Annotated in this window: 18 protein-coding genes and 1 pseudogene; 18 read left to right on the forward strand and 1 reads right to left on the reverse strand. The window is 33.4% G+C overall.

The genetic code is table 11. The annotated features are described in order from the left end of the window. The first annotated feature begins 1 nt into the window (after nucleotide 1). The 14 genes and pseudogenes from SHYC_RS06345 (at nucleotide 2) to holA (ending at nucleotide 11689) form a co-directional block, all read left to right on the forward strand. Entirely contained in the window at nucleotides 2–1240 is a 1239-nt protein-coding gene (locus SHYC_RS06345) for an NRAMP family divalent metal transporter (protein WP_039645463.1), read from the forward strand. Nucleotides 1241–1417: 177 nt separating this feature from the next. Next, nucleotides 1418–2110 (forward strand): 5'-methylthioadenosine/adenosylhomocysteine nucleosidase, encoded by a 693-nt coding sequence (locus tag SHYC_RS06350; protein WP_039645465.1) that lies wholly within the window; start codon nucleotides 1418–1420, stop codon nucleotides 2108–2110. 66 nt (nucleotides 2111–2176) lie between these two features. Beyond that, a complete protein-coding gene (locus SHYC_RS06355; RefSeq protein ID WP_039645468.1) occupies nucleotides 2177–2701 on the forward strand; it encodes a YqeG family HAD IIIA-type phosphatase in 525 nt (174 codons plus the stop codon). Between the two features lie 3 nt (nucleotides 2702–2704). Continuing rightward, nucleotides 2705–3805, forward strand: a complete 1101-nt coding sequence (yqeH, locus tag SHYC_RS06360) for a ribosome biogenesis GTPase YqeH (RefSeq protein WP_039645470.1) — start codon at nucleotides 2705–2707, stop codon at nucleotides 3803–3805. A gap of 12 nt (nucleotides 3806–3817) precedes the next feature. Next, nucleotides 3818–4624, forward strand: a complete 807-nt coding sequence (gene aroE, locus SHYC_RS06365; protein WP_039645472.1) for a shikimate dehydrogenase — start codon at nucleotides 3818–3820, stop codon at nucleotides 4622–4624. Between the two features lie 9 nt (nucleotides 4625–4633). Continuing rightward, a complete protein-coding gene (gene yhbY / locus SHYC_RS06370) occupies nucleotides 4634–4927 on the forward strand; it encodes a ribosome assembly RNA-binding protein YhbY (RefSeq protein ID WP_039645474.1) in 294 nt (97 codons plus the stop codon). A gap of 2 nt (nucleotides 4928–4929) precedes the next feature. Continuing rightward, nucleotides 4930–5499, forward strand: coding sequence for a nicotinate (nicotinamide) nucleotide adenylyltransferase (nadD, locus tag SHYC_RS06375; protein WP_039645476.1), 570 nt, complete (start codon nucleotides 4930–4932; stop codon nucleotides 5497–5499). Further along, nucleotides 5492–6075: pseudogene (gene yqeK, locus SHYC_RS06380) on the forward strand (bis(5'-nucleosyl)-tetraphosphatase (symmetrical) YqeK). The gene nadD and the pseudogene yqeK overlap by 8 nt, the downstream one beginning before the upstream one ends. After that, complete coding sequence (rsfS, locus tag SHYC_RS06385) at nucleotides 6076–6432, forward strand: ribosome silencing factor (protein ID WP_039645480.1); 357 nt, start codon at nucleotides 6076–6078, stop codon at nucleotides 6430–6432. Next, complete coding sequence (locus SHYC_RS06390; RefSeq protein WP_039645482.1) at nucleotides 6432–7154, forward strand: class I SAM-dependent DNA methyltransferase; 723 nt, start codon at nucleotides 6432–6434, stop codon at nucleotides 7152–7154. Before rsfS ends, SHYC_RS06390 begins: the two co-directional genes overlap by 1 nt. 49 nt (nucleotides 7155–7203) lie before the next feature. Beyond that, nucleotides 7204–7845, forward strand: a complete 642-nt coding sequence (locus tag SHYC_RS06395; protein WP_039645484.1) for a helix-hairpin-helix domain-containing protein — start codon at nucleotides 7204–7206, stop codon at nucleotides 7843–7845. Between the two features lie 89 nt (nucleotides 7846–7934). Next, the gene (locus tag SHYC_RS06400) at nucleotides 7935–8402 is read left to right on the forward strand and encodes a ComE operon protein 2 (protein ID WP_039645485.1); all 468 of its coding nucleotides are present in this window, start codon (nucleotides 7935–7937) and stop codon (nucleotides 8400–8402) included. A 93-nt stretch (nucleotides 8403–8495) separates the two neighbouring features. Continuing rightward, nucleotides 8496–10634, forward strand: a complete 2139-nt coding sequence (locus SHYC_RS06405) for a DNA internalization-related competence protein ComEC/Rec2 (RefSeq protein WP_158484656.1) — start codon at nucleotides 8496–8498, stop codon at nucleotides 10632–10634. 77 nt (nucleotides 10635–10711) lie between these two features. Continuing rightward, nucleotides 10712–11689: a DNA polymerase III subunit delta gene (gene holA / locus SHYC_RS06410; RefSeq protein WP_039645487.1), complete on the forward strand. Its 978-nt coding sequence runs from the start codon at nucleotides 10712–10714 to the stop codon at nucleotides 11687–11689. A gap of 149 nt (nucleotides 11690–11838) precedes the next feature. Here holA and rpsT read toward each other — a convergent pair whose 3' ends face one another. After that, entirely contained in the window at nucleotides 11839–12087 is a 249-nt protein-coding gene (gene rpsT, locus SHYC_RS06415) for a 30S ribosomal protein S20 (RefSeq protein WP_037565423.1), read from the reverse strand. Between the two features lie 240 nt (nucleotides 12088–12327). On the opposite strand from rpsT, the gene lepA reads away from it, so the two are divergent. From lepA to grpE, 4 genes are all read left to right on the forward strand, one after another. Next, the gene (gene lepA, locus SHYC_RS06420; RefSeq protein WP_039645490.1) at nucleotides 12328–14151 is read left to right on the forward strand and encodes a translation elongation factor 4; all 1824 of its coding nucleotides are present in this window, start codon (nucleotides 12328–12330) and stop codon (nucleotides 14149–14151) included. A 66-nt stretch (nucleotides 14152–14217) separates the two neighbouring features. Continuing rightward, nucleotides 14218–15339: a radical SAM family heme chaperone HemW gene (gene hemW / locus SHYC_RS06425; protein ID WP_039645492.1), complete on the forward strand. Its 1122-nt coding sequence runs from the start codon at nucleotides 14218–14220 to the stop codon at nucleotides 15337–15339. Between the two features lie 101 nt (nucleotides 15340–15440). Then, nucleotides 15441–16424 carry a heat-inducible transcriptional repressor HrcA gene (gene hrcA, locus SHYC_RS06430; RefSeq protein WP_039645493.1) on the forward strand — a complete coding sequence of 328 codons (984 nt, stop codon included), beginning with the start codon at nucleotides 15441–15443 and terminating at the stop codon, nucleotides 16422–16424. A gap of 36 nt (nucleotides 16425–16460) precedes the next feature. After that, nucleotides 16461–17090 carry a nucleotide exchange factor GrpE gene (grpE, locus tag SHYC_RS06435; RefSeq protein ID WP_039645495.1) on the forward strand — a complete coding sequence of 210 codons (630 nt, stop codon included), beginning with the start codon at nucleotides 16461–16463 and terminating at the stop codon, nucleotides 17088–17090. Nucleotides 17091–17099: the final 9 nt, after the last annotated feature.

The raw sequence follows: 17099 nt of genomic DNA on the forward strand, positions 1-17099 counted from the left end.
AATGAAACATGAATCAAAACAATACAATCATTCGGATCAATTTGAATTTACTAAAACGCATAAACGTTTATTATTAGGGTCAGTTTTTTTAATGGCAACTTCTGCGATAGGACCTGCATTCTTAACGCAAACTGCTGTTTTTACACAACAATTTCTAGCAAGTTTTGCATTTGCCATTTTACTCTCAATAATCATTGATATTGGTGCCCAAATTAATATATGGCGCATTTTAGTTGTCACAGGATTACGTGGACAAGAAGTCGCTAATGAAGTAGTCAAAGGATTAGGCACAGTAATATCAATATTAATAGGATTAGGTGGTCTCGCATTTAATATAGGAAATATTGCTGGTGCAGGGCTTGGATTAAACGCAATATTTGGCATTGATGTTAGATTTGGTGCAGCAATCACTGCAATTATCGCGATTTTAGTATTCGTATCTAAAAACGGTCAAAAAATTATGGATGTTGTCACGCTTATTTTAGGTATCGTGATGATTGCCATCGTTGCTTTTGTAATGATTAAAACGAATCCTCCATATTTAGAAGCGGCTGGAAGAATGATTGTTCCTGAAAATCCTGTTGCGCTTGTGTTACCAATAATTACGTTAGTTGGCGGTACTGTCGGAGGATATATTACCTTTGCAGGTGCGCATCGCCTTTTAGATGCCGAAATTAAAGGTAAAAACTATTTACCTTTCGTTAACCGTTCTGCAATTGCGGGTATTTTAACTACTGGGGTAATGCGCGGGTTACTTTTCTTAGCTGTATTGGGCGTGGTAGTTACGGGTGTTATTTTAAACCCTGAAAACCCGCCTGCCTCTGTTTTCGAACATGCGTTAGGCCCAATTGGTAAAAATATTTTCGGTGTTGTATTATTTGCAGCTGCAATGTCATCTGTTATTGGCTCGGCATATACAAGCACAACATTTTTAAAAACATTACATCATAAGATAAATAAACATGATAATTACGTTGTCATTGCTTTTATTGTTGTTTCAACCGTCATATTCTTATTTTTAGGAAAACCTGTGACGTTATTAATTGTTGCTGGTGCCTTCAACGGGCTCATACTACCAATTGTGTTAACTACTATTTTAATTGCATCTAAAAAGAAACGTATTATCGGTGACTATCACCACCCTACATGGATGCTTATATTTGGTATTATTGCTGTTCTCGTCACAATATTTACTGGATTATATTCTTTCCAAGGCTTATTAGAGTTAATTGGGAAATAAAATCAAAGTATTAATTTTAAATATGAATTTTGACACTCTTTAAAGTAAAAAACACAAATTACTTTAAAGAGTTTTTTAATTAGGTAAATAGATCCACAGCCACTTATTTTATTCTCAATACCACTATCGTTATGATAAAATTGACATCGAATATAAAGAACATCTAGGAGGAAAAGTATGATAGGAATTATTGGAGCAATGGAAGAAGAGGTTGCCATATTAAAATCGCAAATGAATGATGTTGAAACGTTAAAAATCGCACACACCATCTTTTATAAAGGAAAGTTACATCATTCAGACGTTGTTTTAATTCAGAGTGGTATTGGTAAAGTCAATGTGGCTATTTCTACAACATTACTCATTCAACAATTTAATCCCGAACTGATCATCAATACCGGTTCTGCGGGGGGGCTGCAACCCGGTTTATCTTTAGGTGACGTTGTGGTAAGCACAGAAGTTAGTTATCATGATGCAGACGCACGTGCATTTGGATATGCGATTGGGCAAATACCAGGAATGCCTGCAACATATCAAGCAGATAAAACGTTAATTCAACACGTGAATGAGGTTCTTAATACACTAAACCAACCTGTACGTGAAGGTATGATTGTCTCAGGTGATAGCTTTATAGGAACCAACAAACAACGTGCAACCATCTTAGAACATTTTCCAAATGCGTTAGCTGCTGAAATGGAAGCGGCAGCAATTGCGCAAACATGTTATCAATTCAAAGTACCATTTATCGTTACTCGTGCAATATCTGATTTGGCTGATGGAAACGCAGGAATGACTTTTGAGTCGTTTTTAAAAGTTGCTTCAAAATCCTCAAGTCAAATGGTTACAGCTTTAATTCATAAACTCAATAAATAATGCATATTCATTTAATGCAAAATTGTGCTATAATTGTACGAATGAATTTAATTTGGGAGGATCACTATGGGTATAATGAGACGCTTATTTTTACCAAATCAATATGTTAAATCAATTTATGAAATTGATTTCGATAAATTAAAAGAAAGAAACATTAAAGGCGTGATTACTGATTTAGATAATACACTTGTAGGTTGGGATGAAGCGGATCCTACACCTGGGGTAGAAACTTGGTTCAAAAATCTTAGCGATCACAACATTCAAGTTACAATCGTTTCAAATAATAATGAAGCACGTGTGAAATCTTTCGCCAAAAATTTAGATGTGGACTACATTTTTAAAGCACGTAAACCATTAGGTAAATCACTTGTAAAAGCCACAAACCAAATGGGCCTTAAAAAAGAAGAAGTTGTTATTATTGGTGATCAAATGCTTACAGATGTATTTGGTGGAAATCATAATGGTTTATATACCATAATGGTCGTTCCTGTCAAAAATTCTGATGGTTTTGCAACAAAACTTAACAGAATGATAGAACGTCGTTTGTTAAATTATTTTAAAAGAAAAGGTTATATTAACTGGGAGGAATAACATTTGACTGATGATTTAAAATGTATTGGCTGTGGGGCCACGTTACAATCAGAAGATAAAACCAAGCCAGGTTATGTACCTGAGTCAAGCCTTTTTAAAGAAGATGTGATATGCCGACGATGCTTTAGATTAAAGCATTATAATGAAGTACAAGATGTTGGTATGGATAGTGATGATTTTTTAACCTTATTAAATAAATTATCTGACAAAAAAGGTATTGTTGTGAACTTGGTCGATGTTTTTGACTTAGAAGGGTCTTTTATACACGCAATTAAACGTATTGTAGGTAATAAAAAAATTATTTTAGTCGCTAATAAAATAGACTTATTGCCAAAACAAATTAATAAGCGCCGTGTGACAGAGTGGTTAAGACAATCTGCCAAAAATTACGGATTATTTGCTGATGAGGTGGTATTAATATCAGCAATTAAAAATTATGGTATAGAGGACTTGATGGAATCAATTGAAAAACACCGTCAAGGACAAGATGTATACATTGTTGGTACAACAAACGTTGGAAAGTCTACTTTAATTAATAAGTTAATTGAGCATAGCGTTGGCGAAAAAGATGTGGTCACAACATCTCGTATTCCAGGTACAACACTCGATATGATTGATATTCCCATAGACGAACATAGTGACATGTACGATACTCCTGGAATTATCCAAGCACATCAAATGACGCATTTAGCAACACCTAAAGAATTAAATATCATTATGCCTAAAAAAGAAATAAAACAACGTGTGTATCAACTTAATGAAGGTCAAACATTGTTTTTTGGTGGATTGGCACGAATTGATTATGTGAAAGGTGGCAAACGGCCGTTGATATGTTATTTTTCAAATGAGCTAAACATTCACCGTACAAAAACTTTAAATGCAGATCGATTATGGCGTGAAAAATTAGGCGTTCTTCTTACACCACCATCTGATATTACAAAATTTGATTTGAATGAATTAAAAACGGTTGCATTATCAACGAAAACAGAAAAACAAGATGTGATGATTTCAGGATTAGGATTTATTACGATTGATCAAGGTGCTACTTTTAATGTAACTGTACCCAAATCTGTTGACGTTACATTGCGTCCATCAATTATGTAGGAAGTGTAAAATATGAAATTTGCAGTTATAGGGCATCCCATTCAACACTCTTTATCACCATTAATGCATCATGCAAATTTTAAAGCACTTAGCTTTGATGCAGAATATGAAGCAATTGATATACCAGAAGCGCATTTCCATCATATTAAAGATATTATTCGTTCACGTCAACTCGATGGATTTAATGTAACGATTCCGCATAAAGAGCGTATTATTCCTTATTTAGATACGTTGTCTGATGAAGCGAAGGAGATGGGTGCTGTCAATACAGTTGTCGTTAAGGATGGCAAATGGATGGGCTATAATACAGATGGAATTGGTTTTGTAAAAGGACTTGAATCTTATTATGGTACATTGCAAAATGCTAAAATATTAATTTTAGGTGCGGGTGGTGCAAGCAAGGGTATAGCATATCAATTAAAACAAAAGACAAAACACCCAATTTATGTTGCTAATCGTACAATGAGTCGATTTAACTCATGGTCATTTGAAATAAATGCCGTTCACTTAGATGAAGTCGAACTAATATCACCCCAATTTGATATTATTATTAACACGACTCCACTTGGCATGGGACAATCTAAAGAAAGTATTCTTACTTTCAACCGTTTGAAAAATGAAACACTTGTGGCCGATATCATTTATACACCACTTATGACACCTTTTTTGGCAAAAGCACGCCAAAATGGATATGATATTTATAATGGGCTCGACATGTTTGTATATCAAGGCGCAGAAAGTTTTAATATTTGGACTGGCAGACAAGCAAATATAGAGGTTATGAAATCAGCAGTATTGACAAAACTCGATACAAAATAGGAGGCTTTTATGACATTAACAGGAAAACAAAAACGATTTTTAAGAAGTGAAGCACACCATATAGACCCCATTTTTCAAATCGGAAAATCTGGTATTAACGCAAATATGATTGAACAAATTAATGAGGCGTTAGAAAAACGTGAATTAATAAAAGTTCATATTTTACAAAATAATTTTGAAGATAAGAGTGATCTTGCACAAACATTAAGTAACGCCACAAATAGCCATTTAGTACAACAAATTGGTTCTATGATTGTTTTATACAAAACTTCTGTCAACCATAAGACAATCGAGTTGCCTTAACTATGAAAAAAATCGTCATTTATGGGGGCCAATTTAATCCAATTCATAGTGCGCATGAGATGGTTGCAACCATGGTGAATGAAGCGATAGCACCAGATATATTTTATTTTTTACCGAGTTATAAATCGCCTTTAAAAAAACATGTCGATATCATAGATGTTGAACATCGCATTGAAATGATTAAGTGTGTTATCAAAAACTTAGGTTTCGGTACAATCAGGTATGATGAAATTGAACGTAAAGGTGAAAGTTATACCTATGACACTTTAAAAGTCATTCAAAAAGAACATCCAGACGCACAACTTTATTTTATTATCGGCACGGATCAACATGCTCAACTTTCTCGTTGGCATCAAATTAATGCTTTGCGTTCATTTGTAACATTTATTGTTGTTAATCGACGAACAAATGAGAAGACGACACAAGACGACAGTGTGATGCATGTTAATATTCCAGAAATGGCAATCAGTTCCACTGAAATACGTGAGAGACGAAAACAAGGCTTGACGATTCATATGTGGGTACCATTAAATGTAGAAGATTATATTATGAAGGAGGATTTATATGGATAAATCTTTCGCAATTGAATTAGTTGAACAAAAGTTACCAAAAAAGCGTTATGAACATTCCATGCGTGTTGCTGAAACTGCAGTTAAATTAGCTGAATGTTACGAAGGCGATGCAAAAAAAGCTGAATTGGCAGGGATTTTACATGATTTCTGTAAATATGATGACTTGGGTTCAATGTATCAAAAGGTCACGCAATATGAATTAGATCCGATGCTATTAAGTTACGGATCTGAAATCTTACATGGTCCTGTATGTGCAGCAATCATGAAACATCAATATCACCTCAATGATGAAGATGTATTACTAGCCATTGCAAACCATACGACCGGTCGCCAACAAATGACCAAGAATGAAAAATTAGTTTTTATCGCGGATTACATCGAACCTGGACGAACAACTAAAGGTGTAGATGAGATTCGTGAAATGGTCTTTAATGGTAAAGGTTTAGATAAAACGATTTATGAAATTTCTAAACGTACTGTTTTATATCTTGTTGAAAAAGATGTTAATGTATATCAAGCAACAATTGATTGCTTGAATTATTATAATTTTAACGATTCAAAATAAAGGATGATTAAATGAACGCTTATGAACTTTTAACTTATGCTGTAGAAGCAGCTGGTGATAAAAAAGCAGAAAATATAATAGCTTTGAATATGCAAGAAATCTCAGATATCACTGATTACTTTGTTGTTTGTCATGGTAACAATGAAAGACAAGTGCAAGCGATTGCAAAAGCTGTAAAAGACGTTGCTGACGTCCACAATATTCCTGTCAAACGCATGGAAGGATATCACGAAGCAAAATGGATACTGGTAGATTTAGGAGATGTCGTTGTTCATGTCTTTTATCGTGATGAACGTTTACATTACAATCTTGAAAAATTGTATCATGATGCAGAAATGTATCGATATGATGAGGTTGTTAATGTATAATGGCTTATCATCGTTTAAGTGCGTTTTACGATATACTGACAGACGACCAACCTTATCAATCCTGGGTTAAAGTATTACAACATTTTACTTCATCGATGCATGTAAAGCATTTATTAGATATTGGATGTGGCACTGGTACGTTGACGTGTTTATTTACCTCAATCGCCCCGAATGTAACTGGCTTGGACTTGAGTAAAGAAATGATTGAAAAAGCCAAACAGAAATCGGATAAAGTAACTTGGTTAGAAGGCGATATGTCTGATTTCAATTTAGAAAATAAATTTGATGTGGTTACCATTTGTTGTGACTCACTCAATTATTTAGGAACTGAAGAAGATGTGATGCACACGTTTAATCACGTTTATCATCATCTTAATGACACCGGACTTTTTATGTTTGATGTTCATACTGCATACAAAATGCATACACAATTTAATCACCAAACATACATTGACGACAGAGAGACGCTCACATTAATGTGGCAAACAACACCAGGCGAAGATCCACTAAGTGTGTGGCATGATTTAACATTTTTTAGTCGGAATGACGATGGAACCTATTGTCGATTAGACGAAACACAATATCAACGTACTTTGGAAAAAGAACAATATGAAGCTATGTTAAATTCTATTGGATTTAAAAACATACAATCATTTTATGACTTTGATGTACAAAACCAATCGTTTGAAAGTGATCGGCTATTTTTTGTTGCAACTAAATAAAGTAATACCCCTCATTCATACGTGTATTAGTTATGAAAGGGGTTTTTTTATGTTTGATCATATTCTACATTCTTTAAAGCAACCAAAATATTTATTACCATTAGTCATATTAACGGTCTTAGGGATGATAATATTAGTCTATTTAACCTCGCAAATACATGAAGATAAGAACGAGATGCCGCCCGAATCTGAAATGTCTCATAATGCGTCATCAATAGATGAGAACAGCTCAAACAAACAAGAGACGCCTCCGATTTCTGATATCGTTGTTGATGTAAAAGGTGCTGTTGCACATCCAAAAACGTATACGATGAAATCAAATCAACGCGTGAATGATTTACTTGAAAAAGCCGGTGTACTTAAACATGCTGATTTGTCACAAATTAACTTAGCAGAAAAATTAATAGATCAGAAAATGATATATATTCCTTCAAAAGGTGAAAAAACATCTCCTCATTTAACTCAAGGTGGAACGACTACTGAAACAGGTAATGATATTCAACCCGTTAATCTTAACTTAGCAGAAACGTCAGACTTAACTAAAATTCCTGGGATAGGTCCTTCTAAAGCTGAAACAATTTTAAAATATAGGGAAGAAAAAGGTGCCTTTAAATCTGTTGATGAATTAAAAGAAATCAACGGCATTGGAGAAAAAACATTCGAAAAATTAAAACCATACTTCGTCGTTTAACATATTAAAAACCGGCTTTTACTATCGAAGTAAATTTCGTTTATAATTAAATTACAGAAATGTCATAATTCAATTAAAGAGGTGACTTTATGGAACGGATACAATGGGATGAATATTTCATGGCCCAATCACATTTACTAGCGTTACGCTCAACATGTACACGTTTATCAGTAGGTGCTACAATTATTAAAGACAATCGAATCATTGCAGGTGGATACAATGGTTCAGTGGCAGGTGAAGTACACTGTATTGATGAAGGATGTTTAATCGAGGAGGGGCATTGTATACGAACGATACATGCTGAAATGAATGCGCTACTGCAATGTGCTAAACAAGGTGTTTCTACTGAAAATGCTACGATATATGTAACGCATTTTCCGTGTTTAAATTGTACTAAATCAATTATTCAAGCTGGCATTAAGACCATTTATTATGCTGAAAATTATCGCAACCATCCATATGCGATTCAATTGCTAGAGCAATCTGGGGTCACATTTGAGCGCGTCCCATTTCATCCTCAAGATATCGCTAAATATATCCTAGGCACAGAAAATTAAATGCCTTATATACTTTTATGTTTTATCATCGGACAAATATTTGCCCATCACCAATACACTGCATGCTTGTTCATTATCATTGTTGCATGCAGTATGGTGATTAAAGTCAAATCATTTTTCACACTAGTTTTAAGCCTATGCGCATGTAGCCTAGGCTATATTATAGAAGTACAATTGGTTTCTACCTTAGTAAATGGTACGATATATGACTCACATTCTCCTACAAAAGATATCATTGTCGAAGTTAAATATCTTACACCACCTATATTGCTAAACGATGAAATCACTGCACTCGTCCAAACAAAAAATAATGAAAAACTGCATTTGAAATCCTATCAAATCCCCAAAGCCTCTTTACCAAAGCTTGATTTTTATGCCACACATTCATGCTACGTGAAAGGGAAATATAAACCTTCCGCTCGTTCCGGACAACTCGCACATTTAACTGTAAAACAATTACAATTTAATAATTGTAAACTAGATCATCCTTCATGGACAGATCGTATTAGACTTATAAGAAACACCTACATTAGTCAAATGCGTTCTAGTCAAATTCATGGAAAAGACAAACTCATTGCCTTAGCAACTGGTGATGTGCAATTTATAAATAGTAAGCAACTCACTTTAATTCGACAATTAGGGATTTCTCATTTATTTGCTGTAAGCGGAACACATGTAGCAATATTCATTGGATTGTTGTATCAAATCCTCAAACGCTTACCGATACCAATATGTGTTATTAAAATCATATTAGTATTAATATTACCATGCTATTTAGTTTTTGCTGGTGAAGGCCCCAGTGCACAAAGAGCTGTTTTAATGACGATTCTGTTATTCATTTTCTCCAAATATATAAGTAAAAAAGGCATCACTTTTTTAGCATTGAGTTATATTATCCTTTCATTAAATGATCCTAATATACATTATCATCTGGGTTTTCAATTTTCTTTTGCGATATGCTTTTTGTTATTAATGATGCAAAACACATACATGCATAAACCATTTATAATTACCTTGTTATTGACTAGTTTCATTTCTTTTTACGGTAGTATCCCTATTAGTTACCAGCATTTCAATGAAATACAATGGCAATCTTTAATAACGAATATTTATTTTCTTCCACTTTATGGCCTTATAATTATCCCAATATCAATGCTAACAATCTTTTTTGCGGTATTATTTCCATCAATATTGTCATATCTAACTCCAATTATTAACCCGTTATTCATTTTCCAAGATTTTTTATTATGGTTAAGTGCACCACTAGCACAATATCACTGGATTATACCGGAATATGGAGAAATTGGGTATTTAACGTTATCTTTTATTTGTTTTGTCAGTGTGTACTTAATTGCTATTAAAGCGTATAAAAAATATGTTTGCTTTTCAATATGTTGTATAGGTTTATCTATATTGACATTAACTGATGGTCAGGATGAAATGACAATGATTAATGTGGGGCAAGGAGATGCCATATTATTTAAATCACGAAAGGGTCAAACGCTACTTATTGATACAGGGGGTCAAATTGACTCTTTAAAATATAAAAGTAAATTTAATATTACTGAAAGAAAACTTTTTCCGACTTTAAAACAAAAAGGCATTCGAAGTATTGATTATGTATTAATAACGCATGCGCATTCAGATCATATGGGAGAGCTTAAATCTTTGTCTCAAACCGTGAATATTCGCAATATCATTTTCAATCCACATCATTTTGAACATAATAAGCTAAATGAAATCTATACTGTAGCGAAACATCACAATATAAAATTACGCTCAGCTTTTAAACTTAAATCCTTAACATTAGGGGACTTTAAATTTCAGTTTATAAATGCAACTATCTCGAATAGTCAAAATCCCAATGATCATTCGGTAATAACATTAGCTACTATACGTCAATCCAACATTTTACTCATGGGTGATGCAACAGTCGAAAATGAAAAAGAGTTGCTTAAAAAAGTGTCATTACCGCCAATAAACATCTTAAAAGTAGGTCATCATGGCAGCATAACAAGTACATCAGAACCTTTCTTGAATTATGTCAAGCCTCAATACGCGCTTATATCGAGCGGTAAAAACAATTTATATCGACTTCCTCATCCAACTATCTTGAAACGTTTACACCACTACAATGTTATTACTTTTAATACCGCAAATACGGATACGCTCTCCATTCGGTTTGACAAAAATCGACCAAAGCAATTCAAAATATATAAACAAAAGAACTAAAAGACTTTAGTGAGTCATGTATATTGCAAATTAACATGTTATAATAGGGCTAATTGTTTTAAGAGAGGAAGTTTTTAATGTCTACGCCAATCTATACTGTGTATGGAGAAATTCCTGAATTAATCGACAAAGAAATAAACCAAATTATTGATAGTTATTTGGACGGCGAACCTAAAGACGACTTTAACTATATAAAATTCAACTTATATGAAACGAATTTTAATCAAATTATTGAAGAAGCGATGACGATGCCTTTTTTTTCTGATAAAAAAGTGATCCTCGTTCAAAATACATTTATTTTTACAGGAGAAAAAATATCAAAAGACCATACAATTGATGCGCATGCTGTTATCGAATTTATAGAAAAATATAATGGGGATTCACTCGTTATCTTTCAAGTTTTCGCATCGAAACTTGACGAACGGAAGAAAATGGTTAAAACGTTAAAGAAACATGCAAAGATAAAAAAAGTAGAACAAATGTCTGAAGTTGAAATGAAGCAATGGATCCAATCGTACTTAAATCAAAATTTTAAAGACATTAAACAAGACGCATTAGACCAGTTTTTAACATTGACAGGTATCCACTATCAATTAATCAATCAAGAACTTGACAAATTATTACTTTATATTGGTGATAAAACAACAATCAATTTGGAAGATGTTAAAACGATTGTAAATCGAAGTTTGGAACAAAATGTATTTCTATTAACAGAATATATACAAAACGGTCAAAAGCAAAAGGCAGTCACGTTAATGCGAGATTTAATCCAGTTAAAAGAGGAACCGATAAAATTACTCGCTTTAATAACAAGTAATTATCGACTTTATTATCAAAGCTTGATTTTAAACCAAAAAGGGTATTCAGAACAACAAATAGCTAAAACTGTAGGTGCGCACCCATATCGTGTAAAACTCGCTTTAAGACATGCAAGAAAGTATACGTTAGAGTCTTTACTTGAAAAAATGAACATTTGCGTGGAAACAGATTATCAACTTAAATCATCATATATGGATAAAGTATTAATCCTTGAATTGTTTATATTAAAATTATAATAAGTAGTAGCTTGAATATGTAGATATAGTAGCGTCGTGTAGACATTAATTGTCGTATCGACGCATTTTTTCTAACTAAAAAAAGGCAAACCTAACTTAATTCAAAGTAGGCTTGCCTTTAAAATGACGCGTGTTTTCGACGCGTGACATTATTTAGCTGACATTAATTTAGATTTCATTCTGTCCGCTTTATTAGAGTGGATTAAATTACTTTGTGCAGCTTTATCAATTTTTTTGATAGCACTGTTCACTAATTCTTGTTTATTATCAGCATTCGTTTCGATAGCTGTTTTCGCGCGTTTAACCGCTGTACGCATATCGTTTTTCTGTGAAATGTTTTTGCTTTCAGCTGTGTGCGTTGTTTTCACACGTTTAATTGCAGATTTGATATTTGGCATATAGAGCACCTCCTAAAAACATGATGATCAAAAGGTTTTGATTACAACAAAATTTATTCTATCAAAACTCAAATCATTGTGCAATCATTAATTAGAACGAATCATGCATTTTTAGCGTAATATTTCATTTTGTAACAATACTTAACTGCTGATTCTTAAGTTGCAATTATAGGTTAAAAACGTTATCATATCAAAGATGCGATACATAATTTGGAAGAACGAGAAAGTGAGAAGGATACAATGAATAATAAAGCGCGTTTGAATCGCCAAAAATATATTAGAAACTTTTCAATCATTGCCCACATTGATCATGGAAAATCGACATTAGCTGATAGAATACTTGAAAACACCAAATCCGTTGAAGCGCGTGAGATGCAATCTCAATTACTAGATTCTATGGATTTAGAGCGTGAACGTGGTATCACGATTAAATTAAACGCAGTTCGTTTGAAATATGAAGCAAATGATGGTGAAACATACACTTTTCACCTCATTGATACACCTGGACACGTCGATTTTACTTATGAAGTGTCACGCTCTTTAGCAGCCTGCGAAGGTGCAATACTTGTTGTTGATGCTGCTCAAGGTATAGAGGCGCAAACATTAGCAAACGTTTATCTTGCATTAGATAATGATTTAGAATTAATCCCAGTCATTAATAAAATAGATTTGCCAGCCGCTGAACCTGAGCGTGTTAAGCAAGAAGTTGAAGATGTAATTGGCCTAGATAAAGATGATGCGGTATTAGCAAGTGCTAAATCTAATATAGGTATCGATGAAATTCTAGAGAAAATAGTTGAAATGGTACCCCCTCCAGAAGGTGATCCAGAAGCGCCATTAAAAGCGTTAATTTTCGATTCAGAATACGATCCTTATCGTGGTGTAATTTCATCTATTCGGGTTGTAGATGGGGTAGTTAAACCTGGAGATAAAATTAAAATGATGGCTACAGGTAAATCATTTGAAGTGACAGAAGTTGGTATCAATACACCTAAACAATTACCAGTGGATGAGTTAACTGTTGGTGATGTTGGTTATATTATTGCAAGTATTAAAAATGTTGACGATTCTCGTGTAGGTGATACAATTACACACTTTGATCGACCTGCCGATACACCTTTAAAAGGGTATAAGAAAATGAACCCAATGGTTTATTGCGGTTTGTTCCCAATTGATAATAAAGATTATAATGATTTAAGAGAAGCGCTTGAAAAACTCCAACTTAATGATGCCTCTTTAGAATTCGAACCCGAATCATCTAAAGCATTAGGATTTGGTTATCGTACAGGTTTTCTTGGGATGCTCCATATGGAGATTATTCAAGAGCGTATAGAACGTGAATTTGGTATAGAACTGATTGCAACTGCACCATCAGTAATTTATTCAGTAGTACTTAGAAATGGTGATACGATTCAAGTGGATAATCCTGCACAAATGCCAGATCGTGATAAAATCGAAAAAGTTTTCGAACCCTATGTACGTGCTACGATGATGGTACCAAATGATTATGTAGGCGCAGTAATGGAGTTGTGTCAACGTAAAAGAGGTCAATTTATTAATATGGATTACCTTGATGACATTCGCGTAAGTATTGTGTATGAATTACCGCTATCTGAAGTGGTATTTGACTTTTTCGATCAGTTAAAATCAAATACAAAAGGTTATGCTTCATTTGATTATGAGTTTATAGAAAACAAAGAAAGTAACCTTGTTAAAATGGATATTCTCTTAAACGGAGATAAAGTAGATGCTTTAAGTTTTATTGTGCACAGAGATTTTGCTTATGAACGTGGCAAGGCGCTCGTCGAGAAACTTAAAACATTAATACCTCGCCAACAATTTGAAGTACCAGTACAAGCGGCTGTTGGTCATAAAATTGTTGCACGTACTAATATTAAATCAATGGGTAAAAACGTCCTTTCTAAGTGTTATGGTGGCGATATCAGTCGTAAACGTAAATTGTTAGAAAAACAAAAAGCCGGTAAAGCAAAAATGAAGGCTGTAGGAAATGTAGAAATTCCACAAGATGCCTTTTTAGCCGTATTAAAAATGGACGAAGAGTAAAAGTTACTCCCAATTACAGCGCTTGCATTGTGATTGGGAGTTTTATTGTTGAAGGGAAGGAAAAATATGACTGTTAAAAGCGCATACATTCACATACCGTTTTGTGTCAAAATTTGTACGTATTGTGATTTCAATAAATATTTCATACAAAATCAACCCGTCGACACTTATCTCGATTGTTTAATTCAAGAAATGAATAATGCCAACGAAACGAAATTAGATACGATATTTGTTGGAGGAGGTACACCTACAGCTTTAACATTAAAGCAATTAGAACGTTTATTAATAGCTATTCAACAAAAATTTACCATTCGAGGTGAATACACATTTGAGGCTAACCCTGACGAATTGACTGAAGAAAAAATTCGCTTACTTAAAAACTACGGGGTGAATCGATTATCAATGGGGGTTCAAACGTTTGATTCCTCATTGCTTAAATTATTAGGTAGAAGCCATCAAACTAGCGATATTTATAATGCGGTTGCATATTCGAGAAAGCATAACATTCCTTCAATTAGCCTTGATTTAATGTATCATTTGCCAACTCAAACTTTAGCACAATTTGAAAATAGTTTAGATCAAGCATTATCGTTAGACATCGATCATATTTCGAGTTACGGATTAATATTAGAACCTCAAACACAATTTTATAATCTGTATCGTAAAGGTAAATTAAACCTTCCGAGTAATACACTTGGTGCTGAAATGTATCAAGTGCTGATGGATAAAATAAAAAACTCATCCTTGCATCAATACGAAATATCTAATTTTGCTAAAGATGGCCATGAATCCGAGCATAATAAAGTTTATTGGAAAAATGGAAGTTATTATGGTTTTGGTGCCGGCGCAAGCGGGTATGTGGATGGATGTCGCTATACGAATGTCAAACCTGTAAATCACTATATTAAACAAGTTCAACAACATAAAAAACCTATATTAGAACAACATTTTCCAACATTGAATGAGAAAATAGAAGAAGAAATGTTCCTTGGGCTTCGCATGAATCAAGGTGTTGATAAACAACAATTTTATGCGAAGTATGGTGAAAGTATCGATAATATTTATGAAACAGAAATTGCAAACTTAGTTAAGAAGAACTTAATTCATAATACAGACTATTATATTTCTTTAACAGATAATGGTCGTATCGTTGGTAACGACGTTTTTGAAGCATTTATTCGCATTTAAAAATAATTTGTAATTCCAGAGCTTTAACGTTGACTTACTTTGACCAATTTGATAAATTATAATTAGCACTTGGAACAAAAGAGTGCTAACGAGGTGGAAACATGATTACAAAAAGACAATTTAGTATTTTAAATGCAATTGTTGAGGATTATGTTGAACTTGGCCAACCTATTGGATCAAAAACAATACTTGAGCGACATGATGTAAATGTGAGCCCAGCTACTATACGTAATGAGATGAAATTATTAGAGTCAAAAAATCTAATTGAAAAAACACATTCATCCTCAGGGCGTAAACCTTCAGAAGCTGGTTTCAGATTATATGCGAATCGGTTATTAAATGAACCGATTGAGGAAAATAGGCAAAATTATATTAATATAAATGATATGTATATGAAACATCATTTTGATATTTCTTCTACACTCGATCATTTTGCGAAAGTATTTTCTAATCAATCACATTACACAACACTTGTCGTAGGTCCAGATCATTCTAAGGTGGCATTATTAGATATCAAATTACTAAAAGTTCATGATCACCATATTGTCATTGTGATGATTTATGAAACTGGACATATTAAACAGTTACACTTATCGTCACATCAACCGATATCTCGATCTTCTGTAATTAAAATGTCAAATTATATATCTGAGCAAACACGCTACGGTTCTAATGAAACATTTCAATCGTTACATTTTGATGCGCTTCAATTCACACCGATTGAATATGAGATATTACATCAAATTTATACTATGATTCATCACCAATTATTAAGTGAATCTTCTCGCATTTATTTAGGTGGTAAACACCAATTGATTGATGGATTAAACGAGGATAATGTTTCAGCCATTCAACCAATTTTAAAATATATTGAGTCGAATCAAATCACCGGTTTATTGAATGACCATATTGATTCAGCAATTAATATTAAAATTGGTCGAGAAATTGAAAAAGATATTGAAGACATTGCAATTCTTACACGACGATATCATATTGATCACACGCTGAACGGTTATGTAGCCGTTATTGGTCCTACAGCAATGCATTATCAAAATGTGATTCAATTGCTTAGTAGAATTTCTTAATATACGATTAACGAAATAGAGTATGGAGGTTTCAAAATGTCTGAAGAAAAAGATTTTACTACACAAGATAAAAATGAAGACAAGACAGATGTTGATACATCAGAGCAATCTTCTAATACAGCTGAAAATAGTGAAGTAAATTCAACAAATGAAGCGAACAATGACACTAATGAAGCAATTCATGAAAATGTTGAAGAAGAAACAGTAGATCCTAAAGATGAAGAAATTGCATCTTTAAAAGCTCAAGTAGAAAAAGAAGAAGAAAAATATTTGCGATTATACGCTGAATTTGAAAACTATAAAAGACGCATACAGAAAGAAAATGACACGCAAAGAAAATATCAATCTCAAGTTGTTTTAAACGACATTTTACCGGCTTTAGATAATTTCGAACGTGCATTAAAAATTGAAGGTGATGATGAATCCTTCAACGCACTAAAAAAAGGTGTTGAAATGGTTCATAGTAGCTTAATCAATGCGCTCGAAAACAATGGGCTTGAAACAATTCAAGCGGAAGGCGAGACATTCGACCCTAACTTCCATCAAGCAGTCGTCCAAGATGATAATCCTGATTTTGAATCTGGACAAATTACAGAGGAATTACAAAAAGGGTATAAATTGAAAGATCGTGTGTTAAGACCTTCAATGGTAAAAGTAAATCAATAATTTTGACGA

It is taken from the genome of Staphylococcus hyicus, from assembly GCF_000816085.1.
GTDB classification, from domain to species: domain Bacteria; phylum Bacillota; class Bacilli; order Staphylococcales; family Staphylococcaceae; genus Staphylococcus; species Staphylococcus hyicus.